The following is a 25,803-nucleotide window of genomic DNA, read 5'->3' as shown; positions in this document are numbered from 1 at the left end:
ATTGAAATTCATGAAATTAGATTTACTAGTGATGACGGTGCACCCTGATGATGCTGAATTGGGTGCTGGTGGTGTAATCGCCAAATATGTAGCGGAAGGTAAGTCCGTAGGAATTATTGACCTCACCCAGGGTGAGTTAGGAACGCGTGGTACTGCTGTAACCAGAGCCGCCGAAGCGGCAGAAGCTGCAAAAATATTAGGAGTGGCTGTTCGCGAGAATCTCAAACTACGCGACGGTTTCTTTCAAAATGACGAATCCAATCAGTTGGAGGTTATCAAGGCAATTCGCAAGTACCAACCTGATATCGTGATTACCAATGCGTTGGATGATCGCCATCCTGATCATGGTAGAGCCAGTAAATTGGTGAATGACTCCATTTTTCTTGCAGGCCTACGTCGCATCGAGACCATAATGGATGGGGGAGTACAGGAGGCATTTCGCCCGCGACTACAGTTACAGTTGATCCAAGATAAATATATCACTCCCGATATCTTAATCGATATTACCGATTACTGGGATATTAAAGAACGTTCAATATTAGCTTATACCACGCAATTTAACGCTGGAAGTGACGATTCTGAACCGCAAACTTATATCTCTAATCCTGATTTCATGTCTTCTACGCGTGCCAGAGCACAAGAGCTAGGTAGATCCATTCAAGTGAAATATGCTGAAGGGTTTACAGCAAGAAGGCTGCTGGGAGTGAAGGATTTGTTTAATCTTATTTAGACATTAGATATAAGACATTAGATTTTAGACGCCGGTATGGCGTCTTTTTTTTGTCTGTCAGGAATTCCGTTAGGGTATTCGGAATGAAGAAGAGAGGGAAGTTGTTTAGAACTTTTTGGATTGGACAGTAAGGAGAATTTGTCTTGAACCGTAATGGAAATTTGTCTTGAACCAGGAAAGGAAGGATTTTAGGATTGTCAGGATCTTGCTAATCTTTTCATCCTTCCTTTCTTGGTTCAGATAAACTTCATAAAAAAACGGTAAGCGTGTTTGATCCTGTTAATCCCTGTATCCTTCCTTTCCCGGTTCAAGACAAACATTCCTTCCTTTCCTTGTTCAGACGACACATTTAATTTCAAGCCGATCCTGAACATCCTTAAACCCTTTCTTTCCTGACCCATAACAAAGAATCATAGCGGGATAAGTCTGAAATCTAATATCTCCCATCTAAAATCTAAAAAACAAAAAAGGCCATTTCTTTCGAAACGGCCTTTTCTGTTTTTTGAAGTAAAGATTACTCAGCAACTACTTCGAAAGGTACTTGAACTTTAACTTCTTTGTGTAAGTTTAAGTTTGCAATGTACTCACCTAAGTTTTTAGGCTCAGTTTCGAAAGTAATACGACGGCGATCTACATCAAATCCTTGTGCTTTTAAAGCGTCAGCGATTTGAATGCTATTTACTTTACCGAAGATTTTGCCAGACTCACCAGCTTTAGCACCGATAGATAATTTTACCGACTCTAATTTACCAGCTAACTCAGTAGCATCTTTCTTGATTTTCTCTTGTTTGAACTGAGCTTGTTTGATGTTCTCAGCTAATACTTTTTTTGCAGAAGCCGTAGCCATTGCTGCAAATCCTTGAGGAATTAAGTAGTTACGACCATAACCTGGTTTTACTACTACGATATCGTCTTTCTCTCCAAGGTGTTTAACATCTTGTTTTAATATAACTTCCATTATCGTATCCTCCTTATTTTAATGAATCAGTTACGTAAGGTAATAATCCGATGATACGCGCACGTTTCACCGCCTGAGCTACTTTACGTTGAAATTTCAATGATGTACCTGTTAAACGACGAGGTAAAATCTTACCTTGATCATTTACAAACTTCAATAAGAAGTTCGCGTCTTTGTAGTCGATATACTTAATACCGTTCTTCTTGAAACGACAGTATTTCTTACGGTTGTCCTCTACTTTAGGGGCAGTTACGTATTGGATATTCTCGTTTGCCATTAGTTTGCTACCTCCTCAGCTTTAGGTTCAGTTTTCTTGTTGAATGCACCGCTACGTTTTTTCTCGTTGTAAGCAAGAGCATGCTTGTCAAGAGAGATTGTTAAGAAACGCATCACGCGCTCATCACGTTTGTATTCAACCTCTAATTTTTTAATTAATTCACCTGGAGCCTTGAATTCAGTTAAGTGATAAAATCCAGTAGTTTTTTTCTGGATTGGATACGCTAATTTTTTCAAACCCCAATTATCTTCAGCGATAATTTCGGCTCCGCCTTCTGTTAAGATACTTTTGAATTTAGTGATTACTTCTTTCGCAGCATCTTCTGAAAGCAACGGGGTAAGAATGATTACAGATTCGTACTGTTGCATTGTTTGAATAATTTTGTTTATTAATATTCCGAGTTATTTTACGGAGATGCAAAAATAGAAAATAGATTCCGATTATGCTAATTATTTGTGAATATTTTAATTAACTCCAATTCCTTTGCAGATATGTAGTCGAAAATTTACAAACGCAGTTTTACAAGAGGACAAGCTTGCCATTGAAAATTTGCCTTGTGATATTTGTGGCGCAGATTATTCTAAAGAAAAACAAATTGAGGGCAACAATTGAAAGACTTCCCATTTGGGTTAAAGTAGCGGTCTCTATAACCGCAGGAATAGCAATCGGATGTGTTATCGCTGAAGTATTGTATTATACTATTGTTTAACAGATATTAGACAGTAGATTTAAGACTTTAGAACTATACTGCCAATCTTTATAGAGTAGAGATTAGATATAAGACATTAGATTTTAGACCTATACTGCCAATCTTTACAATTTTTTTTTATTTAAAAAGAGGCTTCGGATATTAGACAATTGTCTTTGAACCAAGAAAGGAAGGATTAAAAGATTTACAGGATCCTGCAAATCTTTTAATCCTTCCTTTCCTAATTCAAGACAATACTATCTTTCTGAAAATGAATAGACAGCATACAAGAGTCTTAAATCTAATATCTTATGCCTAAAATCTAGAAAAGATTCTTTTAAGATAATTTACCTAGCGCTTCTTTTATTCTTCTCAATGCTTCTTTCAAATTCTCATCGGATGCCGCATACGACAAACGGATATAGTTGTTGTTTCCGAATGAATCACCACCAACTGTAGCCACATGTCCGTAATTCAATAAGTATAGAGCTAAGTCTGCGGAGTTCTTGATTTCATTCCCTTCCGGATCTTTCTTTCCGAAGAATGAACTGATTTCCGGGAAGAAGTAGAATGCACCTTGAGGAAGATTTGTTTTTACACCTGGAATATCGTTCAATAAGTCGTAAACCAATTGACGACGGCGCGCAAAAGCTTCCTTCATTTCTAAAACGCTTTCTAGTCCCTGCTCGTAGGCTACAATACCAGCACGCTGTGCTATTGAACATGTTCCGGACGTTGTCTGACCCTGCATTTTATCGTTTGCCGAAGCAATCTCTTTGTTTGCAGCGATATAGCCTAAGCGCCATCCTGTCATCGCAAAAGCCTTCGAGAAACCATTTACAATGATTACACGGTCTTTAATAGAGTCGAACTGAGCGATAGACTCATGCTTATCACCGAAATTGATATGTTCGTAAATCTCATCAGAAATGATGAAAATGTTTGGGTGTTTCTCAAAAACTGCTACTAAGGCCGCCAACTCATCTTTTGTATAAACCGACCCTGTCGGGTTACAAGGAGAGGAGAACATGAATACCTTAGACTTCGGCGTAATAGCCGCTTCTAATTGCGCTGGCGTAATCTTGAAATCAGATTCTATCTCTGTATCGATATAAACGGCTTTACCTTGAGCAAGGGTTACCATCTCCGAGTAAGAAACCCAGTAAGGAGTTGGGATGATGACCTCATCTCCTGGGTTAACCAGCGTTAAGATCACGTTTGATAGGGATTGTTTAGCACCGGTTGATACCACGATTTGAGAGATGTCATAGTCCAAACCATTTTCGTTCTTCAATTTGTTAACGATGGCTTGGCGCAATTCCGGATATCCCGGTACCGGAGAGTAACGTGTATAGTTTTCGTCTAAAGCTTTCTTTGCTGCTTCTTTCACATGTTCTGGTGTATTGAAGTCTGGCTCTCCTACGCTTAAACTAATAACGTTGATCCCTTTTGCTGCTAACTCACGACCTAATTTGGTCATCTTTAATGTCGCTGATTCGGATAGATTGTTTATCCTGTCTGATAAATATGATGCTGTACTCATGATATTGCAAATATATTATATAGCTTTCACTTAAACTGATAAATATGTAATAAAATCTTTATAAAGATGAGACTTTTTTAATAATTCTAGGAGGAAATACCCTCGAAATTAATTCCTAATTTTACCGGCCTAAGCGGAGGGATGATGAAATTGAAATTTGACGGCTTTATATTGGCGCTAATCGCTATGATTATCTTAGCCTATATATACCCCGATTTAGTACAGGCACAAAACGGACATCTATTTGAAACGATAAGTACCATCGGTGTTTCATTGATTTTCTTTTTTTATGGATTAAAATTGAGTTTCCGTGAAATAAAGGATGGTCTAAAAAACTGGAAACTCCATGTTTGCATCCAGCTATTCACCTTTGCGTTATTTCCGCTGATCATCGTAATCTTCCGACCATTTATACAAAATGCTATTCAAGAGCAGTTTTGGCTATCTTTCTATTTCCTTGCCGCACTGCCGTCAACTGTGTCCTCCTCAGTCGTGATGGTTTCGATTGCGCGCGGAAATGTGCCTGCCGCTATCTTCAATGCAAGCATATCCGGGCTCATCGGCGTCGTTGTGACGCCGCTATTAATGGAGCCTTTTATACAATTTGAAGAAGTCAATGTGTTGGGCGATGTGTATTGGGGGCTAATCAAAGAAATCATTATACCCGTCATTTTAGGTCTTATATTGCAACAGTACTTAGGCAAATGGGCAAGCAAGTACAGCAAGCAGTTGTCTAAATTCGATAAGGCCGTTATCCTATCTATTGTTTACAGCAGTTTTGCCGAGTCTTTTCTGTCGGATGTATTCCATAAAGTGGGCACACTTTATTTAAGTGCTCTTTTTATTGCAGTCATCATCTTCTTCTTCCTAGTTTATGGTATAGTTTATCTGATCACGCGTTATGTGTTGAAGTTCAATAGGGAAGATCAGATTACGGCATTGTTCTGTGGCTCAAAGAAATCACTGACACATGGCTCGGTATTCAGTAAGTTTCTTTTTGCTGGCAATCCGAATTTAGGGCTCTATTTCTTGCCGTTGATGGTTTTTCACGCTTTTCAGATCTTCGTCGTTACGATTATTGCGCAACGCTATGCAAATCAGTATAATGAGGAAATCTTGACGAAAAAATAAGTTAACTAAGCGATAAATTCTTTAGTTTTGTCGCTTCAAACTGGCAAATACAATGTCTAAACAAATGAGACTGGTGTTACTGTCCTTAGTGACAGGGATCGTGTTGATGTTGATAAAATTCGTAGCATATTTTATTACCGAGTCAAACGCCATCTTCTCCGACGCCGCCGAGAGCATCGTAAATATCGCCGCATCCGGATTTGCATACTACAGCATTTATCTGGCGGCACAACCCAAGGATGAAAACCATCCTTATGGACATGGAAAAGTTGAATTCTTCTCCGTGTTTGTCGAAGGAGCCCTTATTTTTATTGCCGGCAGTGTAATCCTGGTCAAAGCATTCTACAATATTTTCTTCCCACAACCGGTTGCCAATGTAGAAGAGGGGATGCTTCTTATCTTTATTACCTCCCTGATTAACTTTGGAGTCGGATTCTACCTGATGAAGCGCGGACGTGCATTACGCTCTTTAACGATCGAAGCAGATGGGAAGCATCTACAAGTTGATGCCTATAGTTCAATCGGTCTAATCGCGGGACTGTTCATCATGAAAATCACGAAGCTGCCTTGGATAGATTTAGCCTTATCCATTGCTTTAGGATGCTTTATCTTGTACAATGGCTACAAGCTACTTAGAAAATCTATCTCCGGTTTGATGGACGAATCTGATCAGGAAGTGGTCGATGAGGTAGTAGCGATTTTAAAAGAAAAGAGAAAGCCAGACTGGATCGATGTGCACAACCTCCGTGTACAGCGTTATGGTCAGGAACTCCATATAGACTGTCACCTCACTTTGCCAAATTATTATGAGCTGACGAAGGTTCATGATTGTATATCGGAGTTCGATAATGTGTTGAATGAAAATCTGCAGTCCAAAACAGAGTTCTTTATTCATGCAGACCCTTGTATGCCAGAATGTTGTCACTACTGTAAAGTAGAAAATTGTCCAATTCGATCCGAAGAGTTTAAGAAACATATTGAATGGACGACAGTCAATGTGACCAAGAACATGAAGCACTTCCGAAAAGCTTAAATGCCTTTTTAATGTCATTTCCCGTTTGGAAAATAGCGTTGTTAATGTACTAATCGGTATATTTAATTCAAATTTTTCACAAATGAAGAAGATCCTTTTAACAATGGTTCTAACTTTCTCTACAATGATTTTGTTCGCACAGAGCAAAAAGGAAGAAGTCGCTAGAACAATGGATTTATGGCATCAGGCAGCTGCTAAAGCCGATTTTAAAGCTTATTTCGACCTGATGGATGAAGAGTCTATTTTTATCGGTACGGATGCGACAGAGCGTTGGGACAAACCGGCGTTCATGGCCTATGCGAAGCCACATTTTGATAAAGGGAGAGCTTGGAACTTTACATCGTTAGAGCGGCATATTAATTTTTCGAAAAACGGTAAAACCGCATGGCTGGATGAATTGTTAGATACGCAGATGAAGATCTGTAGAGGATCGGCAGTTTTAGAGCTGAAGAATGGTAAATGGTTCATCAAACACTATGTCTTGTCGATGACGGTTCCAAACGATGTTTCGGGTGAAGTCATCAAGACGAAAGCAGCCATTGAGGATAAAGTAATACAGTCAATTAAACACTAATAGAGGAAGCCTATGCTAGTAAAACATGAAGTGGATGGCAATAAAGGAGGATTTTATGCCATCGAAGAAGGTAAGAAAATAGGGGAAATGACCTATTCTGCTGCCGGACCGGGGAAGATTATTATCGATCATACAGAAGTTGATCCCGAAGAAAAAGGGAAGGGCATTGGCCATGTCCTGTTGACGAAAGCTGTGGAATATGCACGCGAGAACAACGTCAAGATATTGCCTTTATGTCCATTTGCGAAAGCTTCTTTCGATCGTGACGTAACGATTCGTGACGTCTTATTTTAGCAGATCATAATGGGTATCAAAGCAGTTGTCATCGGCGGTTCTGGCGCCACAGGAAAAGAACTTGTACAGCAGTTATTAGATCGTCCCGATGTGGAACAGGTCAAGGTGCTCTTGCGTCGCCCATATTTTAAACCACATACAAAGTTGGATGAGGTTATTGTCGATTTTAATATGCTTGCTCAATACAGCGAGCATATTGAAGGCGATATTGCCTTTAGCACATTAGGCACGACGATTAAGGATGCAGGTAGCCAAGAGGCACAATGGAAAGTCGATCACGATTACCCACTAGCCTTTGCGGAAATTGCAAAGCAGAATGGGATACAAACTTTCGTCCTGCTATCCTCGATGCAGGCAGATCCGAAAGCAAGGCTCTTTTATCCAAGGATGAAAGGTACATTGGAGCATGCCATACAAAAATTGAATTTTCCCTCCTATATCATTCTTCGACCCGGGATTATTGATCGCCCCAATACGGATCGGACGGGTGAAAAACTCGCTGTTCGAATCATCAAACTTCTTAATAAGATGGGGCTTCTCCATAAATTCAGAGCTATTACAACCGTCGACCTAGCCAATGCACTTATTGCTGCAGGTATTGACTTTCAGAAAGCAGGGGAGCAGCTCTATGAGTCTCCCGAAATACTCGCAGGAATCAAAAGATAAATACCCTACATTCACCGAAAACCGCTCAAAATAATCCGAAACAGCCATTCATTTTTCATGTGTAGGTATTATTTCGGTATTTATGGCTATTTTATTATCAATTTGTTATCTTTAGGCGAATTTTAAAAAAAACAGGTTGTTTAATAACTTGTTTTCCATATTTAAAGCAAAACAATATCATTTCAATAGAAAATTATGTCATCTAAAATCATTTACACAAAAACAGATGAAGCGCCGTTATTGGCAACGTATTCATTTCTACCCATTGTTCAAGCATTCGCTAAACCTGCGAATATTGAAATCGAATTAAGAGACATTTCATTAGCAGGGCGTATCCTTGCAAATTTCAATGATTATTTATCGGCAGACCAAAAGACCAATGATGCATTAGCAGAATTAGGTCAATTGGCTACTCAACCGGAAGCAAACATCATCAAGCTTCCTAATATTTCCGCATCTATCCCGCAATTAAAAGCGGCAATCGCTGAATTACAAAAGGCCGGATATGCCATCCCTAATTACCCGGATGCTCCTGCAAACGCCGAAGAAGAGAAAATCAAAGCATCATATGCTAAGGTTTTAGGATCGGCAGTAAACCCGGTTTTACGCGAAGGTAACTCTGATCGTCGCGCTCCAAAAGCAGTGAAAAACTATGCTAAAGCAAATCCGCACCGTATGGGCGCATGGGCTTCAGATAGCAAAACTAAAGTTGCATCTATGCAAGATGGCGATTTCTACAGCACAGAGAAATCTGTTACCGTAGAAAACGACTCGCAATATAAAATCGAATTCGTAGGTGCTGATGGTGCGGTAAAAGAACTAAAAGGCTTAGGAAACTTAAAAGCTGGTGAAGTAATCGATTCATCGGTATTGAATATTGCTAAATTACAATCATTTGTTGCGGATGCTATTGCTGAAGCAAAAGCAGCAGGCGTCTTATTATCTGCGCACTTGAAAGCAACGATGATGAAGGTTTCTGATCCTATTATCTTTGGAGCAATCGTTGAGGTTTATTTCAAAGATGTATTCGCTAAATACGGAGAATTGTTTGCGGAATTAGGTATCAACAAAAACAACGGTCTTGGCGAGGTGTATGCGAAGATTGCTGGAAATGCAAAAGAAGCAGAGGTAAAAGCAGCAATCGATGCAGCAATCGCAAATGGTCCTGACTTAGCGATGGTAAACTCCGATAAGGGTATTACTAACTTACATGTTCCTTCTGATGTTATCGTTGATGCTTCTATGCCAGCGATGATCCGTATCGGTGGTAAGATGTGGGATAAAAACGGTGCTGAGCAAGATACATTGGCGATAATTCCGGATCGTTCTTACGCAGGAATTTACGAAGCTGTTATTGAAGACTGTAAAGCAAATGGTGCATACGATCCTAAAACTATGGGTTCTGTGCCGAACGTAGGTTTGATGGCTCAAAAAGCTGAAGAATACGGTTCACACGATAAAACTTTCCAAGCTGCAGCGAACGGAACAATCCGTGTTGTTGATGCTTCCGGAAATGTATATATGGAGCAAGCCGTTGAAAAAGGCGATATCTTCCGCATGTGTCAAACAAAAGATGCACCGATTCAAGACTGGGTTAAATTAGCGGTAAACCGCGCTCGTTTATCCGATACTCCTGCAGTATTCTGGTTAGATGAAAACCGTGCGCACGATAGAGAGATCATCAAAAAGGTGAAAGCTTATTTAGCAAACCACGATACCAATGGTTTAGATATCCGTATCCTTTCTCCAATCGAAGCAACGAAATTCTCAGTTGAGCGTATTCGTCAAGGGTTAGATACTATCTCTGTTACAGGAAACGTATTACGTGACTACCTAACAGACTTATTCCCAATCTTAGAACTAGGTACTTCAGCGAAAATGTTATCTATCGTACCGTTGATGAACGGTGGTGGTCTTTTCGAAACTGGTGCTGGTGGTTCTGCGCCTAAGCATGTTGAGCAGTTCTTAGAAGAAGGCTACTTACGTTGGGATTCTCTAGGTGAGTTCTTAGCACTTCAAGCTTCTTTAGAACACCTATCACAAACTCAAAACAACCCGAAAGCACAAGTACTAGCTGACGCCCTAGATGAGGCAAATGCGAAGTTCTTAGCAAACGATAAATCGCCAGCTCGTAAAGTAGGACAGATCGACAACCGTGGTTCTCACTTCTACCTTGCTTTATACTGGGCTGAAGCATTGGCAGCACAAACGAAAGACGCTGAATTAGCGAAAACTTTCGGCGAATTAGCAAATAAGCTGTCAAGCAACGAAGCAAAAATTAACGAAGAATTGATCGCCGCACAAGGAAAAGCACAAAACATCGAAGGATACTACTTCCCGAACGATGATTTAGCATCCAAAGCAATGCGACCTTCGGCAACGCTGAATGAAGCGATTGATACGTTTTAATGAGATGTTAGACATTAGATATTAGACATTAGACATAGGGCGCCGATTAGGCGCCCTTTTTTTTGAAATAGGATAGGAGTAGCTATTGTTTTGTACATTTGGGGAATGTTTGTCTTGAACTTTTGGTTTAAACAAAAGAAAGTTGGTCTTGAACCAGGAAAGTAAGGATTTAAGGATTGACAGGATGGGGTCTAAAATCTTATGTCTAATTTCTAAGGTCTAGTCTGAACCAGGAAAGGAAGGATTTAAGGATTGACAGGATCGGGTCGAAAATCTTATGTTTAATTTCTAAGGTCTAGTCTGAACTAGGAAAGGAATGATTTAACGATTGACGGAATCGGGTCTAAAATCTTAAATCTAAAATCTAATATCTACTTAAAAGCAATGGGAACTACAAAGACGGAAATGTATAAGGATGAACAAAACAGGTTAGCATCATTGCTTAAGGTTTTGGGGCATCCGGCGCGAATAGCTATTTTACAGCATATCATCAATCAAAAGGCATGTATATGCAATGATCTAGTGGAAGAATTAGGGTTAGCGCAGGCAACAATATCGCAGCATCTGAAGGAATTGAAAAGCATTGGCATTATTCAAGGGACTATTGATGGTAAATCTGTTTGTTATTGCATTGACGAATCTGTTTGGAAGGACTTTCAAAAGGAATTTAATGCGTTCTTTAATCAGGAGGTTAAAGTAAATCGCTGTTGCTAGTGCATTTTTTTAAATGTTAACATCGGTATATTACGATGTTATTTATGTAAATTAAACCATTCTAAAAACAATAGAGATGAAATTATCTGAAATCAAAGAGATCTTACCGACATTGGAAAATGTTGTATTTCAATTAGAGGATGGAACATTTGTTCCGGAACACTTTCATGTGACGGAAGTGGGCGTTATATTAAAACGCTTTATCGACTGCGGCGGAACAATTCGAGAGGAGCGAGTTGTTAATTTCCAATTGTGGGATGCTAACGATTTCGAACATAGATTGAAGCCAGGCAAACTATTGAAAATTATTGAGCTATCTGAATCAAAATTAGGGATTGAGGACGCTGAGGTCGAAGTTGAATATCAAGGCAAAACGATCGGCAAATATGATTTAAACTTTGAAGGCAATCGTTTTCTTTTATTGAATAAGCAAACTACCTGTTTAGCTGAGGATGCTTGCGGCATTCCTCCAGAAAAGCCAAAAGTGAAACTAAGCGAGTTGAAGAATTATTCTTGTAGTCCCGGTTCTGGTTGTTGCTAATTGCTAAACGTTCTGAAAATGTACAATAAACTAATCGAGACTATTGTTAAGGAAATTGATTTCCAAAACATCAGCGATGAACGAAAATTGATATTGCAGCCTCTGATAGATTTTATTCAGCAAAAAATAGAAAATAAGAAAGACGTAAATATCAATTTTATCTGTACACACAATTCGCGACGAAGCCATTTGGCTCAGATTTGGGCACAGGTAGCTAGTTCATACTTCAAAATTCCTAATACCTATTGCTACTCCGGTGGAACTGAGGCAACAGCAGTCTTCCCCAAGGTTGCCGAAACATTATCAGATCAAGGATTCAAGCTATGCGCTATAGGCCAAAGTGGAAATCCGGTCTATGCGATAAAATTCAGCGATAATGATATGCCAATCATCGCTTTTTCCAAAACCTATGATAACCCTTTTAATCCCATATCCGAATTTGCAGCTGTTATGACTTGTTCGCAGGCCGACGAGGCTTGCCCATTTATTGTTGGCGCAGAAAAAAGAATCCCGATTAGGTATGAGGATCCAAAAGTATCAGATGGTACTCCCGAGCAGTCTCAAGTGTACAAGAAACGTAGTTTGCAGATTGCGAGCGAAATGTTTTATGTTTTTTCAAAAATTAAACGATAGGTTATGCAACCCAAGTTAAAGTTTCTAGATCGCTACCTCACTCTATGGATCTTTCTTGCCATGGCTATTGGCGTAAGTATTGGAAATTTCTTCCCAAACATTTCCCATATAACCGATAGTTGGAACGTAGGCAGTACAAATATTCCACTAGCCTTAGGGTTAATCTTGATGATGTACCCTCCATTAGCGAAAGTAGATTATTCTTTATTGCCTAAAGCGCTAAAGGACAAAAAGGTAATCGCAATATCCTTACTATTGAATTGGGTAGTCGGCACGACATTGATGTTTGGGTTGGCGGTCTTATTTCTACGAGATGAACCCGACTATATGACGGGCTTAATATTAATTGGATTAGCACGGTGTATTGCCATGGTTATCGTTTGGAGTGATTTAGCAAAAGCTAATCGAGAATACACAGCTTTATTAGTGGCTCTAAACAGTATTTTTCAAATTCTGAGCTACGGTGGATTGGTATGGCTTGTTATCAATTTCCTGCCTAGCAAGTTTGGGTTGGCTAATTTCAATGTCAGCGTGTCCATGAAAGAGATCACAGAAAGTATATTGGTATACTTGGGTATTCCTTTCTTTGCTGGCTTTCTAAGCCGGTTTATTTTGGTTCGGTTGAAAGGCGTTGAATGGTATAATAGAAAATTTGTACCGAAAATATCACCCATCACTCTATTCGCTCTGCTCTTTACCATCGTCTTAATGTTTAGTCTGAAAGGAGATAAAATTGTGGAGTTGCCATTGGATGTTTTAAAGATTGCAGTACCCTTAGTCATCTATTTTGTATTTATGTTTTTCGCGAGCTTCTTCATCAACAAATCCTTAAAAATCCCATATGATAAGAACGCATCGATAGCATTTACAGCTACTGGAAATAATTTTGAGCTAGCAATCGCAGTGTCGGTTGCAGTATTTGGCGTTCATTCGCCGCAGGCATTTGTAGGGGTTATTGGACCACTTGTAGAGGTACCTGTATTGATATTGCTAGTGCGAGCGAGTTTGTGGCTGAAAAGCAAATATTATATGTAAAAATATTGTAGGTCGAATTGCTGGAATTTGTGAATAAATGCGCTTATCCCTATATTTAGGTTTATACAACATAAACCTACATCAATGAAAAATAAATCTGCCTCAAGGCGACAGTTTTTACAACAGTCTTTTTTAGCTGGCACAGCGCTTATTACGGCTCCATTTTTATTTAGCAATACGGCAAATGCGGCAGAGCAATCTACCATAAACAAACAAGACAGACTGAAACTTGGTATCGCAGGATACAGCTTTGTACATTTTAATCTAGAACAATCTTTAGCCATGATGAAGCGGATGAACGTTCGATACTTGTGTATCAAAGATTTCCACCTCCCTTTCGATAGTTCTGCCGAACAGATTGCTGCATTTCATAAACAGTTAGCAGATGCCAATGTAAAAGGCTATGCCGTCGGGCCAATTTATACGAAGTCAACTCAAGATATCGATAAAGCATTCGATTATGCAAAACGGGTAGGGGTTGATCTGATTGTGGGCATTCCTGAAATTAAAGATCTACCTTACGTTTCTCAGAAATGTAAAGAAACAAATATTCGTTATGCAATTCATAACCACGGTCCCGAAGATAAAATCTACCCCAATGCAACGGTCATCTGGAATAATATCAAATCGCTAGATAAGAACGTAGGTATGTGCTTTGACATGGGACACAATATGCGCGACGGACAAGACCCTTTGAAAGATTTACTTCGCTATAAAGACCGCATATTTGACCTGCACCTTAAAAATGTAACCTCCGCAACCGCCGAAGGAAAAACATGTGAACTAGGACGCGGCGTAATCGATATTCCAGCATTTGTAAAAGGCCTTCTGAAAATTAATTATCAAGGATCGTGCAGTCTAGAGTTTGAAAAAGACATGAAAGATCCGCTTGCCGGCCTTGCTGAATCGGTAGGATATTTTAGAGGGGTGTTAAGTGCAGTTTAAGTTTAGATTTTAGCCATTAGATGTGAGACATTAGAGTTTGGCGCCAATTAGGCGCCTTCCTTATTTAACGCTTATTCGAGTTGGAGTAGTTGTATTGTCTTTGAGGAAAGGAAGGATGCAAGGATTGGCAGGATCGGGTATGGCGTATGAATGGCCAGCATAGGTCTTTATACTAAGTACTAACTACTAAATACTATTCCTGAACCAAGATAGGAAGGATGCAGGGATAATCAGGATCACGACTGATGATTATTTATTGATTACTTTTTCTCATCCTTTGCTGACCCATATCATAGCCCTTTGCGAGCGGGTTTGGTAGGGGTATATAAGGGGAGTGAAAGGGCTTTACAAGGGTTTTAAGCAGAAGGAAAGTCAAGGTATCTATTATCTTGTTCCGACTAGATGTCTTGAACCAGGAAAAAAATGATGAAAAGATTAACACGATCCTGCCAATCCTAAAATCCTTTTTTTCCTGGCTCAAAGACAATACCCTAATCCTATCATCCTTTTTTTTCTGTTCCAGACATACTCTAATATCTAAAATCTAATGTCTCACATCTAATACGAAACCAATCTTTTTCCTTAAATTAGACTCATAGCCATTTATAAATGAGATTGATTGCACTTCTTTGTATGTGCTTGCTGAGTTTTTATGCTCATGGGCAATCCGAGTTTTCTTTTTTAACAAAGAAGCGGCATCTTGATTTTGAGTTGGTGGGTAATCTTATCATCGTTCCTGTCAAGTTAAATGGTGTTTCGCTTTCCTTTCTGTTGGATACGGGGGTCAAGGAGACGATCCTATTTGCGGGGAAGCAGGACACTGTTCCGCTTGACAATGTGCATCGGGTGAAGTTTTCTGGAATTGGTATTGAGGATGGGGTAGAAGGGATTATGGCCATTGCAAATGATTTGGAGATCGGCGGCACCTTGCGGGATTCGTCGCACAATGTATTTGTCATCAATGGCGATGAGCTCGATATCTCCAGCCACATCGGCATGCCCGTTAATGGAATATTAGGAGCGCGCTTTATTCAGCAGTTTGTGCTGAAGATTGACTACATCAAGAACAGGATTAGCTTATACGACCCGCAAAACTTTCCGGAAAAAATCACTAGAAAATTTACGAGACTTCCTATTCACTTGGAACGCGATCGGCCTTATACGGAAGTGGATATTCGTTTGGCGGATAATCGAATGGAGCATGCTAAGATGCTGATTGATATGGGCAATTCAGATGGACTACTGATTTTTCCCTTCGTTCTGGATTCCTTTCAAGTGAAGGAACCTAGCGTCTATGAATTTATCGGTCGTGGCTTTAATGGAGAGATCTATGGCAAGCGAAATCGGATAGCCGGATTCGACTGGGCTGGCTTTCAGATAAAACAACCTATTGTTTCTTATCCGGATTCCAATGCCGTGCACGCGGCTAGGTTAGCGGAAAGCCGGATCGGATCTGTAGGGAGTCAGGTGTTGCGCCACTTCCATGTAATCTTGAATTATCAGGGGGAGGAGATATATTTAAAGCCGAATAAGAATTTCGGGAAGCCTTTTGAATTCAATATGAGCGGCATGGAAGTCAAGCATGATGGCTTGGTATGGGCGCAGCGCGAAGTCCCGACCAGCATTGGAGGACGCGACAAAGATGATCCTAATGGCGGGGTAACAGCTTGGCAATCGCAGGTATTGAAATACGAGTTTAAATTATTGCCGGTTTATGTGGTTGCGGGGGTACGACAGGATTCGCCCGCAGAAAGGGCAGGGGTACTGAAAGATGATGTGCTGATAAAGATAAACGGAAAGAAGACCGAAAATATGAAACTCAAGGACCTGTTGCATAAACTACAGCACAAAGACGGCGACCTGATCAATTTGGTCGTTGAGAGAGCGGGCGAAGAAAAGCAACTGCGATTTAAATTAGTGGATCCAATTCCTTACAAAGGAAATTGATGTTGGGCGCTATATATAACACCAATGCGTAGAGCCCTTTCACTAAAGGGCTTCAGTAATACAGGGCGCGTAAATTTAACGTTATGGGTTCCTCCTAATAAAAGAAAGCGTCTTTTCAGACGCTTTCCTTTATTCATTTACAACTCCCATTTTACTGAACTTATCAATTCGTTCAGCGACTAGGGCGTCTTTATCTTTTTGCAGTAATACTGCTAAATCCTCAAGGATTCTGTTTTTAACATTGATTGCTGTCGTTTCTGGGTCTTGGTGTGCTCCACCTAGGGGTTCAGCGATGATGCCATCGATCAATCCATTGCCTAGCATATCTTCAGCCGTTAGTTTTAAGGCTTCAGCAGCGCGTTCCTTGTGGTCCCAGCTTCTCCATAGAATCGATGAACAAGACTCTGGAGAGATTACCGAATACCAAGTGTTTTGCAACATGTATACGCGGTCGCCGATACCAATACCTAAAGCTCCACCTGATGCACCTTCGCCAATTACGATACAGATTACCGGCACTTTAAGCACCGACATCTCCAGTAGGTTTCTAGCGATTGCTTCACCTTGACCGCGCTCTTCAGCTTCTAGTCCTGGATAAGCACCCATCGTATCAATTAACGTAACGATAGGTTTGTTGAATTTCTCTGCCATCTTCATCAGGCGTAATGCCTTGCGATAGCCTTCAGGGTTTGCCATTCCGAAGTTACGGAATTGACGCTCTTTCGTGTTTTTACCTTTCTGATGTCCAATTACCATTACCGGTTGCCCCGCGATAGAAGCAAAGCCACCAACGATGGCTTTATCATCTTTTACTGTACGGTCACCATGTAATTCAATAAAATCGTCGCAGATAAGGTCAATATAGTCGAAAGTTTGAGGGCGGTCGGCATGGCGTGACATTTGCACTTTTTGCCATCCGGTCATGTTGTTGTACACCTCAAGCTTAGTTTGTTCAAGTTTTTCTTCCAGTTCGCGGATTGTTGCTCCCATATCTACTTTGGTTTTTTCTTCTACTTGCTTTACCTTTTCGATTTGAGTTTGTAAATCAGCGATAGGCTTTTCAAAATCAAATGTTGTTTCCATCATAAACTATTAGCTGCCAACATAGGCGAAGCTAAGTTAATTGTTTTTTAAGAAATTATGAAAACTAAATTGCTGGGTTAAACGGGGTAATACGAGCTAGTCTTTATTTATTTACTGATTTTGAGCGGAATAGCGTCGTTGTGCAGATTGCAGTTTTGTGCAGTAGTTAAAATTTAATAACTTCATCGGCATGATTGCACAGGCTGAAGACAACAAACCTAGATTTCCATATGTTTTTTTGCTAAAAATATTTTTAGTGATCGGGTTGATTGCCGCTGATACCTACCTGGGTAAAGAAATAATGCAGCAAAAAACTCTTGTTCAGGTTATGCGAGGCTTTTACAGCTTCTTGATCCCAAGTATCTTTCTTTCCGTGATACGTTATGTAGTCATCTTTCTTTATAACGCACGACATAAGCAGCGGGCGGTGCGTGGGAACTTTGTTTTAGGGGTAAACAGATTGACGGCTGTATTAAATGTAGTTTTTGCATTGATCGCCCTATTGATCAGCTTTGGTATCAATCCTAAGGATTTTATCACGAGCTTAACGATCGTTGCGATGGCGATTGCGGTTTTATTCCGCGACTATATCACCAACATGATTTCCGGATTAATTGTGATGTTCTCCGAACAGCTTTCTGTAGGCGATCGTATTAAGGTGGGTGATCAAAAAGGAAGAATTGTCGATATTACCTTCGCGAATATTGTGTTGCAGGATGAGGAAGATGATATTATTATGGTTCCCAACAACCTGGTATTTACTTCCACTTTTATGAACCTCTCGGCACACCAATCGAGTTTGTTCACCGTCCGATTTGAGCTGCCTTTGCAGGCATCGCTAGAGGTGGAAGAGTTGGAAGAGGCGCTACGGGTAAGTTTGACAACGCATCCTAATTTAAGTGATAAGCCCGATGATTTCCAGCTTAAGGTGGTTGAATTGGGAAAAGACTTCGTTCGTTATAAGTTAGATCTTCATGCAGTAAGCAACAGCAATCGGATGCATAGGCAGTTGGAGAACGAAATATTAAAAGAAGTAATCAAATTTGAGCGTAGGGTACTTAAATCTTCCTAACCTTCACACGCTTGACAAAGTGATGCGAACCTTTCTTTAAGATGAGATCTGCACGGTATCGAGTAGGGAGGATGTTTTCATGAAGGTTTGGTCGGTTGATTTCATTCCATATGCGGGTTGCCATTTCCACGCTTTCATCTACACTCATGTTCGCATATTTATGGAAGTATGATTTCTCGTTCTGAAAGGCAGTGGCTCTTAAGGATTCGAATCTGTCGATGTACCAAGCTACAATATTCTTTTCGTCAGCATCTACATAAATGGAATAATCGAAGAAGTCGGATACGAAGACACCATTTCTGCGCGAGTTGACCTGCAAGACATTGATCCCTTCGACAATCAAGATATCAGGCTGTGCAATTGTAATCTTATCCTGCGGTAGTACATCATATTCCAAGTGGGAATAGATCGGAACCGTTAATGATGATTTTCCAGACTTCACATCGGAAAGAAATTGCAGCAATTCTTTGGTATTATAACTTTCAGGGAATCCTTTTCTATTGAGGATATCACGGCGTATGAGTTCTTTGTTGGGATAAAGGAATCCGTCTGTCGTGACCAGTTCCACTTTAGGTTTGTTCGGTAATAGCGATAATACCTTGCGTAAAACCCTCGCTGTGGTACTTTTCCCGACAGCGACCGATCCTGCAATGCCGATGATGAACGGAAGTTTGCGGTTGTTGCGGCGGAAGAAGTCATTGCTGCGGCGATGCAACTCCCGAAACTCGCTGATATGTACGTCCATGAGATGCGCCAATGGAATATAGATATCTTCGATCTCTTCCATCGTTAAAGGCTCATTTAAGGCGTGCAGCGCACCTAAATCCTCTTCAGCTAGCATATTACTCAACTGACCATTCAACCGTTTCCACTCCTCGCGTGTAAAGTTTTGGAATGGGCTGGTAAAAGTATGTTCGCTAATAAAAGGCATAGGGTTCTTCTTTATCCGAGCGCAAATATACAATCTTCAACAATTTTCCGGCTATTTTGTTGTATCAATTACATTACTTTCGATGATAATTGGATGCTGTAACATCTTGTGGATTGGACATTTATCAGCGATTATATAAAGTCTTTTAATCTGATCTTCATCAAGATTTCCTTCAAAGCTGATATGACATCTGACGTAAGTCGTCTGTTGCAGGTCGCTTTTTACGAACTCACTGCTTAAGTTTATGTTAATTTTTTTGACATCCCATTGCTTGCGATTTGCATACATACGCATGGTGATGACTTTGCAAGAGCCAATGGAGGCCAGGAGCAATTGGGTGGGGGTGAGGCCTTTATTCTGGCCACCTAGATCTAGGGGTTCGTCTGCTAAAATGGATAGATCGCCGTAGGCTACTTTCGTTGTGTAATTCTCTTCCTCTATAGTAACCTGTACTTCGTTTGCCATACGTTATTGATATTCTAAAAGTCCTTTAATAATTAGTGATCCTGTTGCAGGGTTGGTTGCTAGCGGTACGTTCCATAGATCGCAGATACGCATCAGCATTTGTATATCGGGTTCGTGTGGATGCTTGCCGAGTGGGTCGCGGAAGAAGATGATTCCGTTGATCTTTCCCTCAGCAGCCATCGCCGCAATCTGTGCATCACCGCCCTTCGGACCGCTAAGTTTCAATTCAACTTCTAAACCGGTTTGCTGAATGTAGGAGCCGGTGGTTCCGGTTGCTACCAAATGAGCTTTGGCGAGTTCCTCCTGATGGTCTTTGACGAAGGCCACCATTTCTGCCTTTTTACCATCATGTGCGATTAGAGCGATAGTTTTTGCCATGTTGTAGATAGTCTTTTTGTGATCTTTGTTGACGTCCGTAAGATAGTGAAAATCTTGGAAAGGCTATATCAGGAAAGTGTCGTAATGAGAAATTGAGCTAACGTTTGCGGTTATTCTGATTTTCTATAAGTTTAATACGCTCTTTCTCTGTTGTCTCATTCTTGCTATAAATTTCATAGATCCTTAAGTTCACATCAAAGTATTATGGAATGTCAGGGAATCTAGTAAGTTAAAGCTTCTCTCTTAAGAATTTCCAAACAGAGTATCCTTGTTTCTCTTCCTTCTTCTCTATATTTTCTTTATCAGCGATCAGGTCTCTAGCTAAGGCATCCAGCAAGTCTTCATTTTCACTAATCAGTTTGTCGGCTAAGGAAACCAATTTCTGTATGTTGGTTTTTGATGCCGCATCTAGCGAGGGTTCAATAGATGAGAGATTCGTTGGTTCTAATCGAATGTAATTGTTTGTCTTTTTAATAGACCGGAACAATTGCCTCAGGAAGAAATCGTTGGATTCTGATGATCCGCTCGACATGATATCCACTAATGCGGGTCCGATAGAGATGGCTTTCTTCTTTTTAAAGTCGTCGTAATTGTAAGCATTTTTGGCAAGGCCAGTACCTAGTGAAAGGATATGTACATCATCTATCTTGAAGGTCTGAAAGGTTTTTAGCACTTCAATCAAGGCGCATATGCTGGGATTATGCGCAAATACACCGCCGTCGACTAAAGGATAGCGCGTACCGGCGAGTGAAAAGATCTGCGCTACGGAAAAATAGGTGGGTGCGGCAGTGGTTGCCCGACATACATCGCGCACAAGGTAGTCGCGGGATGGACCATGGGAGATTGCTTTCTGCTGCCTAAAGAGGTGGTTTTTTCGAAGTTCGATGTTGTAGGCTGTCATTAAACAAGGCTTGATGAGCTGGCTGAGTTTAACATCGCCTACATAGTTACATACTATTTTTTCGAGTACTTTTTCATCGTAAAGTTCCGCTAATAGACCGAACTGATTTAAAAAGCGTCTCCAGCTGCTGGTGGTAAATATTTCCGTACCATGCTCTAAATAAATATCGAGGGCTTGTTTGGCTGTGTATTTCGGGCGATTGCTGTTTTCGGGATCCGGACAGATTAGGAGGGCGATCAGCAAGCCGCCAGTACTGGTGCCCGCAAAGAATTCAAAATAGTCAGCAATATGAGCCTCAGGGTCGTTGGTAAAGCGTTTGATTCGTTCCTCCAATGAAACCACAACCATCCCTGGGATAATGCCGCGAATACCACCACCGTCAATAGATAAAATACGTTTCATTGTGTTTCAGCCCGCTAGGAATTATTTTGAAATATAATGATGCTTAAGTTACGAAAAATTATATATTTGCACCCACATTCTCAGGAGAGGTGTCAGAGTGGTCGAATGAGCAGACCTGGAAAGTCTGTATACGGGATGACTGTATCGAGGGTTCGAATCCCTCCCTCTCCGCGAAAGATGAAAGAGCAACTATTTACAGTTGCTCTTTTTCGTTTAAAGGCATTCTTCTCTTTTTCATTTATTCCTAAGTTCTCAATAAATTCAATGCTTTTGTCAGAGTAGGTTTTGTCTAATCGATAGATGATCAGTTAATAGATGTCTGCTATTGTCGATTATTATCACACATTCACGTTGAAAATATCAGAGCAAGACAAATAAAAATGCAATCACTAAAATGAAAAGCGCGGACAATCTTAATACAAACAATACTTCCATAGAATCGTTATTATATCAAACAGAAACTGAGAAATATTTAGCAAGAAAATGTTCAGCATTATGAAACTGAAAGCTCCTTTGTTCGGGAATTTTTCACTCAAGTGTAACTCAAGGTTATTTAGCAACATTTAGGGGAATAGCAATAAGCAACTCTAACAAAGAACTAATATTTGAAGATTTTTTAGAATAAATAAAACGAATAACCAAGCCGCAAACCGTTAGCAACAATGTAAAACACAAAATTCGATAAATATGAGTACACTTGATAATAAAGTAATAATTGTAACCGGCGGGGCAGCCGGAATAGGTGGTGGAATTACCAGCGAACTTGTTAAACGAGGAGCTTCTGTGATTGCCGTGGATGTTAATGAAGAAGCAGGCAAAAATATTGAAGCAAAAAACCCTGGAAAGGTCTTTTTTTTAAAAGGTGATGTTTCTCAAGAAGCAGTTGCGCAGGAAGCTGTAGAAAAAGCGGTAAGCAAGTTTGGAAAACTTACAGGATTGGTAAATAACGCTCATGTTTCGAGGCAAAAACCACTTCTTGAACTTAAGGAGGACGATTGGGCAATTTCTTTTGGAACAGGTTTTAATGCAACGCTTAACTTTATGAAAGCAGCATACAAAGAATTAAAACAATCGAAGGGCTCTATCGTCAACTTTGGTTCGGGTGCCGCACTGCAAGGGAGTAGATTTCAAGCGAGTTATGCTGCGGCCAAAGAAGCTATAAGAGGGTTAAGTCGTGTAGCTGCAACGGAATGGGCAGTAGATAATATTCGGGTAAATGTTGTTTGTCCTTTAGCGTTTACCGAAGGGGTTGAGAAATGGAAAGAACAGTTTCCAGAAGATTATAAACACGTTGTTGAACAAATTCCTTTAGGGCGCTTTGGAGACCCTCAAACCGATGTTGCACCGATAGTTGCATTTTTACTTAGTGAAGATAGTAAATATATGACAGGGCAAACTTTAATGGCAGACGGAGGTGACATTAAACTACGTTAAGGCGGGGAATTATTACACTTGCTAACAACTAAGCTTGGGGATTCGTTACATAATGTGAACTTCTAGCTTCTGTAGAAAGCATTTTCTGTAGGCAAGGTATTTTGAAAGACCTGAAAGCAAAAGCGTCTCGTGTAATCCGTAAATCTGTTACAACTGCACTTATTCTAGCTACTTTTCAGTTCATTAAATACCAGAACTTATGTTCCAAAATAGAAAAATCGTAAATAAGATTATATGCAAGTTATATTAGGTGCCAACGGACAAATCGGCGAGGAATTGGCTAGAGAGCTATACCGAAATTTTACCTCAAGCATAAGGATCGTAAGTCGAACAGCTAAAAAGGTGAATGAAACGGATGAAGTCTTTTCTGCAGACTTGTTGAATCTAGAAGAGGCAATCCAGGCAGTGAAAGGGGCCGAAATTGCCTATTTCACCCTAGGATTACCAATGGATTCTGATTTATGGGAAAGAACCTTTCCAACAATTCTTAGTAATGTTATTGAAGCGTGCAAAATAAACGGTGCCAAGTTGGTGTTTTTTGATAACACTTACATGTATCCGCAGGACGATAAGGTTTTGACCGAGGAGACCCCGTTTAGCCCGCTGGGTCGAAAAGGAAAGGTTAGGAAACTAATGGCAGACATGCTGCAAGAGGAAATAGATAATAATACCTTGGAAGTGGTCATCTGTCGAGCTCCCGAATTCTATGGACCTGGAAAAACGCAAAGTATAACCAACAGCTTTATTTTCGACAATATCCAAAAGCAGAAGAAGCTGATTGTGCCGATAAGTTCTAGAAAAAGAAGAAGTTTAATCTGGACGCCTGATGCTAGTCGCGCAACGGCACTAATCGGAAATACGCCTACGGCCTATGGTCAAACTTGGCATTTACCAGTTGATGAAACGCATCCGACCTATCGAGATTTAATTGATTTAACGTCTAATGTCTATCATAGAACATTTCGATACCTCGTACTACCTAAGGTTTTTTTCAAAATTGCCGCATGGTTCAATCCCAAAGTAAAAGAATTATTAGAGCTGTTGCCTAGATATGCTTATGATAATATCTTCGACAATTCGAAGTTCAAAAATCATTTTTCTAACTTTCAGGTTACCACTTACAAAGAAGGGATAGAGCAAATTAAAAAAGAGCAGCGAAACGGAAGCGATATATAATTAGGAAATGGACAAATCGGAAAGCCTGAGAAAACGTCAGTTTCCCCTTTAGACTTTAGAGCTTCGTTCAATTCGTCGGGCACTATGCAAAAATACTTTAGCGTAATAGTGGACTCTGATATGCAAAGCTTACTAGAGAAAAGCTGTTATTTGAAACCATTAAACATCAACTATGAAGAGTATATTACTAGTAGTAACTAATGTGTCCTATTACGAGAGTGGATTGGAAACCGGCTTATGGCTGAGCGAAATCACACACATTTATCATACGGCTAAACAGGAGGGTTGGACGGTTACTATCGCAAGTCCCAAAGGAGGAAAAGTACCAATTGATCCTGAAAGTTTAAAGCCGTTAGTGATGGACAAGATCACGAAGGAATATAACAGTTCGCCAAGTTTCATGAAGGAACTTAACCAATCTGCAAGCCTCGCAGAAGTTGAGAATAAAAAGTTCGATTGTTTATATTTGGCGGGAGGGCACGGAACGATGTATGACTTCCCTCAAAACGGTACTTTGCAAGCTATGGTAAGAGGGCACTATGAGAGCGGAAAAATAGTCGCAGCAATATGTCATGGTGTTGGCGGATTATTGAACGTAAAGCTTTCTAACGACAGGTATTTAATTGCAGGAAAGCGATTAACTGGTTTTGATTGGTTTGAAGAAAGTATCGCCAGAAGAAAAAATGAAGTGCCTTTTAATCTAGAGGCTTCTATCAAAGAAAGAGATGTAACATTTGTAAAAGCGTTCATTCCAATGACGTCCAATGTTGTTAGGGACGGCAATTTAATCACGGGTCAAAATCCGTTCAGTTCGAAGGAAATTGCAAGCGTAATTGAGCATGTGTTGGAAAATTAAACTAAATTAGCATTAATCAATTTGTTGTCAATACCGACTTTGGCGATGAAGTTACTAGCATAAAAAAAATTGAACTGCTAAAAGAAACGAAGCCGTATGTATAAAGACGATACTAATCTTCCCTTTCTCATTTCCTTGCTTTCGGAAGAAAGAGATCGTCTAACAAAGTTTATCGATCAAGCAATCTCAGATAACCAGTATTTAAGTGCACACTATCATGCGGGAGCTCTCGAGCAAGTATCTTTAAGTCTATATAAGCTAAGAGAGCTCGAGGATCCTTTACATAATGAAAAGGCGTTTTGGAAACGAAATATAGCGGGGATTGAGAGCGACATCGCATCCGAACCATCGAGCGAAATGCGGGAATATTTTCAGAGCGAGCTTATAAGTGCGACAGAAGAGTTGGAAAAGCTCAATCGCATAGTTGAAGAACCAACGCAAAAGGACAAGCGTCTATTCGCCGATATTCTAGAGCAGTTACTTGATAAGAAAGTCAAGCATCTGAAACTTATCTTAATAAAAAACGACAATTTCTATTTTTCAATTAGCTATGCCAATAAGACCGCAAAGGTCAGTCTGCCAGGAATAAAGCAACTGCTAAAGAAAAGAATCTTCTTTTACGACAACCTAGAAAAACTAGAACAAATCGGCTTTGTTTACACGCCGAAGCAAACGAAACTAACTTTGACGATTCAAGGGAATAAGGAAGAAATTCTCAAAAAACTTAATCATCTATTTGCCAAAATTGTCTTCGATGTTTTCCAATACAACGAATTCAAAGCAGATGCTTATCTACAATTTATAGACAAAACCAAAGCTTTATAGCCTCAATGCTTTAATTCCCCGCTATAAAGGCTCAAAGCATTCGAAAGAATTTATCGAAAAATAGTAAGAATTTATAAACATTTCAGATTAATAAATCAACGCTTAGTCTAAAATTAAATTTGTCAAGCCGAAACTAACCGACCGCTACTTATTTCATTGAAT

Annotated in this window: 27 protein-coding genes and 1 tRNA gene; 19 read left to right on the top strand and 9 right to left on the bottom strand. The window is 40.1% G+C overall.

Annotated features, from left to right (window positions below):
- Window positions 1-10 precede the first annotated feature (10 nt).
- Window positions 11-730, top strand: coding sequence for a bacillithiol biosynthesis deacetylase BshB1 (bshB1, locus tag QYC40_RS07780; protein WP_301993379.1), 720 nt, complete (start codon window positions 11-13; stop codon window positions 728-730).
- A 514-nt stretch (window positions 731-1,244) separates the two neighbouring features.
- Here the strand turns inward: bshB1 and rplI are convergent.
- The 4 genes from rplI to QYC40_RS07760 all read right to left on the bottom strand — a co-directional run bounded on the left by rplI (window position 1,245) and on the right by QYC40_RS07760 (window position 4,133).
- Window positions 1,245-1,688, bottom strand: coding sequence for a 50S ribosomal protein L9 (gene rplI / locus QYC40_RS07775; RefSeq protein ID WP_149525821.1), 444 nt, complete (start codon window positions 1,686-1,688; stop codon window positions 1,245-1,247).
- A 13-nt stretch (window positions 1,689-1,701) separates the two neighbouring features.
- Complete coding sequence (rpsR, locus tag QYC40_RS07770) at window positions 1,702-1,965, bottom strand: 30S ribosomal protein S18 (protein WP_103906215.1); 264 nt, start codon at window positions 1,963-1,965, stop codon at window positions 1,702-1,704.
- Window positions 1,965-2,333 (bottom strand): 30S ribosomal protein S6, encoded by a 369-nt coding sequence (gene rpsF / locus QYC40_RS07765; protein WP_149525822.1) that lies wholly within the window; start codon window positions 2,331-2,333, stop codon window positions 1,965-1,967. The genes rpsR and rpsF overlap by 1 nt, the downstream gene beginning before the upstream one ends.
- Window positions 2,334-2,990: 657 nt before the next feature.
- A complete protein-coding gene (locus tag QYC40_RS07760) occupies window positions 2,991-4,133 on the bottom strand; it encodes a pyridoxal phosphate-dependent aminotransferase (protein ID WP_301993696.1) in 1,143 nt (380 codons plus the stop codon).
- Window positions 4,134-4,337: 204 nt separating this feature from the next.
- On the opposite strand from QYC40_RS07760, the gene QYC40_RS07755 reads away from it, so the two are divergent.
- The 12 genes from QYC40_RS07755 to QYC40_RS07700 all read left to right on the top strand — a co-directional run bounded on the left by QYC40_RS07755 (window position 4,338) and on the right by QYC40_RS07700 (window position 16,118).
- Window positions 4,338-5,327, top strand: a complete 990-nt coding sequence (locus QYC40_RS07755) for a bile acid:sodium symporter family protein (RefSeq protein WP_301993378.1) — start codon at window positions 4,338-4,340, stop codon at window positions 5,325-5,327.
- Between the two features lie 52 nt (window positions 5,328-5,379).
- On the top strand, window positions 5,380-6,360 hold the full coding sequence (locus tag QYC40_RS07750; protein WP_301993377.1) for a cation diffusion facilitator family transporter: 981 nt from the start codon (window positions 5,380-5,382) through the stop codon (window positions 6,358-6,360).
- Between the two features lie 82 nt (window positions 6,361-6,442).
- Window positions 6,443-6,934 carry a nuclear transport factor 2 family protein gene (locus QYC40_RS07745; RefSeq protein ID WP_301993376.1) on the top strand — a complete coding sequence of 164 codons (492 nt, stop codon included), beginning with the start codon at window positions 6,443-6,445 and terminating at the stop codon, window positions 6,932-6,934.
- Between the two features lie 12 nt (window positions 6,935-6,946).
- Window positions 6,947-7,228: a GNAT family N-acetyltransferase gene (locus tag QYC40_RS07740; protein ID WP_301993375.1), complete on the top strand. Its 282-nt coding sequence runs from the start codon at window positions 6,947-6,949 to the stop codon at window positions 7,226-7,228.
- A gap of 9 nt (window positions 7,229-7,237) precedes the next feature.
- Window positions 7,238-7,894, top strand: a complete 657-nt coding sequence (locus QYC40_RS07735) for an NAD(P)H-binding protein (RefSeq protein ID WP_301993372.1) — start codon at window positions 7,238-7,240, stop codon at window positions 7,892-7,894.
- A gap of 195 nt (window positions 7,895-8,089) precedes the next feature.
- A complete protein-coding gene (locus tag QYC40_RS07730; RefSeq protein WP_301993370.1) occupies window positions 8,090-10,303 on the top strand; it encodes an NADP-dependent isocitrate dehydrogenase in 2,214 nt (737 codons plus the stop codon).
- Between the two features lie 384 nt (window positions 10,304-10,687).
- Window positions 10,688-11,017: a helix-turn-helix transcriptional regulator gene (locus QYC40_RS07725; RefSeq protein ID WP_301993369.1), complete on the top strand. Its 330-nt coding sequence runs from the start codon at window positions 10,688-10,690 to the stop codon at window positions 11,015-11,017.
- Between the two features lie 76 nt (window positions 11,018-11,093).
- Window positions 11,094-11,558 (top strand): DUF6428 family protein, encoded by a 465-nt coding sequence (locus tag QYC40_RS07720; RefSeq protein ID WP_301993367.1) that lies wholly within the window; start codon window positions 11,094-11,096, stop codon window positions 11,556-11,558.
- A gap of 18 nt (window positions 11,559-11,576) precedes the next feature.
- On the top strand, window positions 11,577-12,191 hold the full coding sequence (locus QYC40_RS07715; RefSeq protein WP_301993366.1) for a low molecular weight phosphatase family protein: 615 nt from the start codon (window positions 11,577-11,579) through the stop codon (window positions 12,189-12,191).
- A 3-nt stretch (window positions 12,192-12,194) separates the two neighbouring features.
- A complete protein-coding gene (arsB, locus tag QYC40_RS07710; RefSeq protein WP_301993365.1) occupies window positions 12,195-13,226 on the top strand; it encodes an ACR3 family arsenite efflux transporter in 1,032 nt (343 codons plus the stop codon).
- Window positions 13,227-13,310: 84 nt separating this feature from the next.
- Complete coding sequence (locus tag QYC40_RS07705) at window positions 13,311-14,171, top strand: sugar phosphate isomerase/epimerase (protein WP_301993364.1); 861 nt, start codon at window positions 13,311-13,313, stop codon at window positions 14,169-14,171.
- A 609-nt stretch (window positions 14,172-14,780) separates the two neighbouring features.
- Window positions 14,781-16,118, top strand: a complete 1,338-nt coding sequence (locus QYC40_RS07700; protein ID WP_301993363.1) for a PDZ domain-containing protein — start codon at window positions 14,781-14,783, stop codon at window positions 16,116-16,118.
- Window positions 16,119-16,247: 129 nt separating this feature from the next.
- Here QYC40_RS07700 and QYC40_RS07695 read toward each other — a convergent pair whose 3' ends face one another.
- Window positions 16,248-17,201, bottom strand: a complete 954-nt coding sequence (locus QYC40_RS07695) for an acetyl-CoA carboxylase carboxyltransferase subunit alpha (protein ID WP_286650985.1) — start codon at window positions 17,199-17,201, stop codon at window positions 16,248-16,250.
- A gap of 190 nt (window positions 17,202-17,391) precedes the next feature.
- On the opposite strand from QYC40_RS07695, the gene QYC40_RS07690 reads away from it, so the two are divergent.
- Window positions 17,392-18,273, top strand: coding sequence for a mechanosensitive ion channel family protein (locus tag QYC40_RS07690; protein ID WP_301993362.1), 882 nt, complete (start codon window positions 17,392-17,394; stop codon window positions 18,271-18,273).
- Here the strand turns inward: QYC40_RS07690 and coaA are convergent.
- From coaA to QYC40_RS07670, 4 genes are all read right to left on the bottom strand, one after another.
- Window positions 18,260-19,204 carry a type I pantothenate kinase gene (coaA, locus tag QYC40_RS07685; protein WP_301993361.1) on the bottom strand — a complete coding sequence of 315 codons (945 nt, stop codon included), beginning with the start codon at window positions 19,202-19,204 and terminating at the stop codon, window positions 18,260-18,262. The genes QYC40_RS07690 and coaA overlap by 14 nt on opposite strands.
- Window positions 19,205-19,255: 51 nt before the next feature.
- On the bottom strand, window positions 19,256-19,669 hold the full coding sequence (locus tag QYC40_RS07680; RefSeq protein ID WP_301993360.1) for an OsmC family protein: 414 nt from the start codon (window positions 19,667-19,669) through the stop codon (window positions 19,256-19,258).
- 3 nt (window positions 19,670-19,672) lie between these two features.
- Window positions 19,673-20,047, bottom strand: a complete 375-nt coding sequence (locus QYC40_RS07675; protein ID WP_301993359.1) for a methylglyoxal synthase — start codon at window positions 20,045-20,047, stop codon at window positions 19,673-19,675.
- A 229-nt stretch (window positions 20,048-20,276) separates the two neighbouring features.
- On the bottom strand, window positions 20,277-21,350 hold the full coding sequence (locus QYC40_RS07670) for a patatin-like phospholipase family protein (RefSeq protein WP_301993358.1): 1,074 nt from the start codon (window positions 21,348-21,350) through the stop codon (window positions 20,277-20,279).
- Window positions 21,351-21,433: 83 nt separating this feature from the next.
- On the opposite strand from QYC40_RS07670, the gene QYC40_RS07665 reads away from it, so the two are divergent.
- The 5 genes from QYC40_RS07665 to QYC40_RS07645 all read left to right on the top strand — a co-directional run bounded on the left by QYC40_RS07665 (window position 21,434) and on the right by QYC40_RS07645 (window position 25,641).
- Window positions 21,434-21,521: transfer RNA gene (locus QYC40_RS07665), tRNA-Ser, on the top strand.
- Between the two features lie 516 nt (window positions 21,522-22,037).
- Window positions 22,038-22,784, top strand: a complete 747-nt coding sequence (locus QYC40_RS07660) for an SDR family NAD(P)-dependent oxidoreductase (RefSeq protein WP_301993357.1) — start codon at window positions 22,038-22,040, stop codon at window positions 22,782-22,784.
- A 234-nt stretch (window positions 22,785-23,018) separates the two neighbouring features.
- Entirely contained in the window at window positions 23,019-23,960 is a 942-nt protein-coding gene (locus QYC40_RS07655) for an NAD-dependent epimerase/dehydratase family protein (RefSeq protein WP_301993356.1), read from the top strand.
- A gap of 172 nt (window positions 23,961-24,132) precedes the next feature.
- Window positions 24,133-24,816 (top strand): type 1 glutamine amidotransferase domain-containing protein, encoded by a 684-nt coding sequence (locus QYC40_RS07650; protein ID WP_301993355.1) that lies wholly within the window; start codon window positions 24,133-24,135, stop codon window positions 24,814-24,816.
- Window positions 24,817-24,912: 96 nt separating this feature from the next.
- Window positions 24,913-25,641, top strand: a complete 729-nt coding sequence (locus tag QYC40_RS07645) for a hypothetical protein (protein ID WP_301993352.1) — start codon at window positions 24,913-24,915, stop codon at window positions 25,639-25,641.
- Window positions 25,642-25,803: the final 162 nt, after the last annotated feature.

It is taken from the genome of Sphingobacterium sp. BN32, from assembly GCF_030503615.1.
In the GTDB taxonomy this organism is placed as follows: domain Bacteria; phylum Bacteroidota; class Bacteroidia; order Sphingobacteriales; family Sphingobacteriaceae; genus Sphingobacterium.
Note: the sequence above shows the minus strand (reverse complement) of the source record. Positions and strands in the feature narration are given on the sequence as shown.

Coding starts and splice junctions, on each gene's coding strand:
- QYC40_RS07680 (WP_301993360.1), bottom strand. CDS start 19,669: ATGGCAAACGAAGTACAGGTTACTATAGAGGAAGAGAATTACACAACG.
- rpsF (WP_149525822.1), bottom strand. CDS start 2,333: ATGCAACAGTACGAATCTGTAATCATTCTTACCCCGTTGCTTTCAGAA.
- QYC40_RS07695 (WP_286650985.1), bottom strand. CDS start 17,201: ATGGAAACAACATTTGATTTTGAAAAGCCTATCGCTGATTTACAAACT.
- QYC40_RS07720 (WP_301993367.1), top strand. CDS start 11,094: ATGAAATTATCTGAAATCAAAGAGATCTTACCGACATTGGAAAATGTT.
- coaA (WP_301993361.1), bottom strand. CDS start 19,204: ATGCCTTTTATTAGCGAACATACTTTTACCAGCCCATTCCAAAACTTT.
- QYC40_RS07740 (WP_301993375.1), top strand. CDS start 6,947: ATGCTAGTAAAACATGAAGTGGATGGCAATAAAGGAGGATTTTATGCC.
- arsB (WP_301993365.1), top strand. CDS start 12,195: ATGCAACCCAAGTTAAAGTTTCTAGATCGCTACCTCACTCTATGGATC.
- QYC40_RS07745 (WP_301993376.1), top strand. CDS start 6,443: ATGAAGAAGATCCTTTTAACAATGGTTCTAACTTTCTCTACAATGATT.
- bshB1 (WP_301993379.1), top strand. CDS start 11: ATGAAATTAGATTTACTAGTGATGACGGTGCACCCTGATGATGCTGAA.
- rplI (WP_149525821.1), bottom strand. CDS start 1,688: ATGGAAGTTATATTAAAACAAGATGTTAAACACCTTGGAGAGAAAGAC.
- QYC40_RS07730 (WP_301993370.1), top strand. CDS start 8,090: ATGTCATCTAAAATCATTTACACAAAAACAGATGAAGCGCCGTTATTG.
- QYC40_RS07760 (WP_301993696.1), bottom strand. CDS start 4,133: ATGACCAAATTAGGTCGTGAGTTAGCAGCAAAAGGGATCAACGTTATT.
- QYC40_RS07735 (WP_301993372.1), top strand. CDS start 7,238: ATGGGTATCAAAGCAGTTGTCATCGGCGGTTCTGGCGCCACAGGAAAA.
- QYC40_RS07750 (WP_301993377.1), top strand. CDS start 5,380: ATGTCTAAACAAATGAGACTGGTGTTACTGTCCTTAGTGACAGGGATC.
- QYC40_RS07675 (WP_301993359.1), bottom strand. CDS start 20,047: ATGGCAAAAACTATCGCTCTAATCGCACATGATGGTAAAAAGGCAGAA.
- QYC40_RS07725 (WP_301993369.1), top strand. CDS start 10,688: ATGGGAACTACAAAGACGGAAATGTATAAGGATGAACAAAACAGGTTA.
- QYC40_RS07755 (WP_301993378.1), top strand. CDS start 4,338: ATGATGAAATTGAAATTTGACGGCTTTATATTGGCGCTAATCGCTATG.
- QYC40_RS07645 (WP_301993352.1), top strand. CDS start 24,913: ATGTATAAAGACGATACTAATCTTCCCTTTCTCATTTCCTTGCTTTCG.
- QYC40_RS07705 (WP_301993364.1), top strand. CDS start 13,311: ATGAAAAATAAATCTGCCTCAAGGCGACAGTTTTTACAACAGTCTTTT.
- QYC40_RS07660 (WP_301993357.1), top strand. CDS start 22,038: ATGAGTACACTTGATAATAAAGTAATAATTGTAACCGGCGGGGCAGCC.
- QYC40_RS07650 (WP_301993355.1), top strand. CDS start 24,133: ATGAAGAGTATATTACTAGTAGTAACTAATGTGTCCTATTACGAGAGT.
- QYC40_RS07670 (WP_301993358.1), bottom strand. CDS start 21,350: ATGAAACGTATTTTATCTATTGACGGTGGTGGTATTCGCGGCATTATC.
- QYC40_RS07655 (WP_301993356.1), top strand. CDS start 23,019: ATGCAAGTTATATTAGGTGCCAACGGACAAATCGGCGAGGAATTGGCT.
- QYC40_RS07690 (WP_301993362.1), top strand. CDS start 17,392: ATGATTGCACAGGCTGAAGACAACAAACCTAGATTTCCATATGTTTTT.
- QYC40_RS07715 (WP_301993366.1), top strand. CDS start 11,577: ATGTACAATAAACTAATCGAGACTATTGTTAAGGAAATTGATTTCCAA.
- rpsR (WP_103906215.1), bottom strand. CDS start 1,965: ATGGCAAACGAGAATATCCAATACGTAACTGCCCCTAAAGTAGAGGAC.
- QYC40_RS07700 (WP_301993363.1), top strand. CDS start 14,781: ATGAGATTGATTGCACTTCTTTGTATGTGCTTGCTGAGTTTTTATGCT.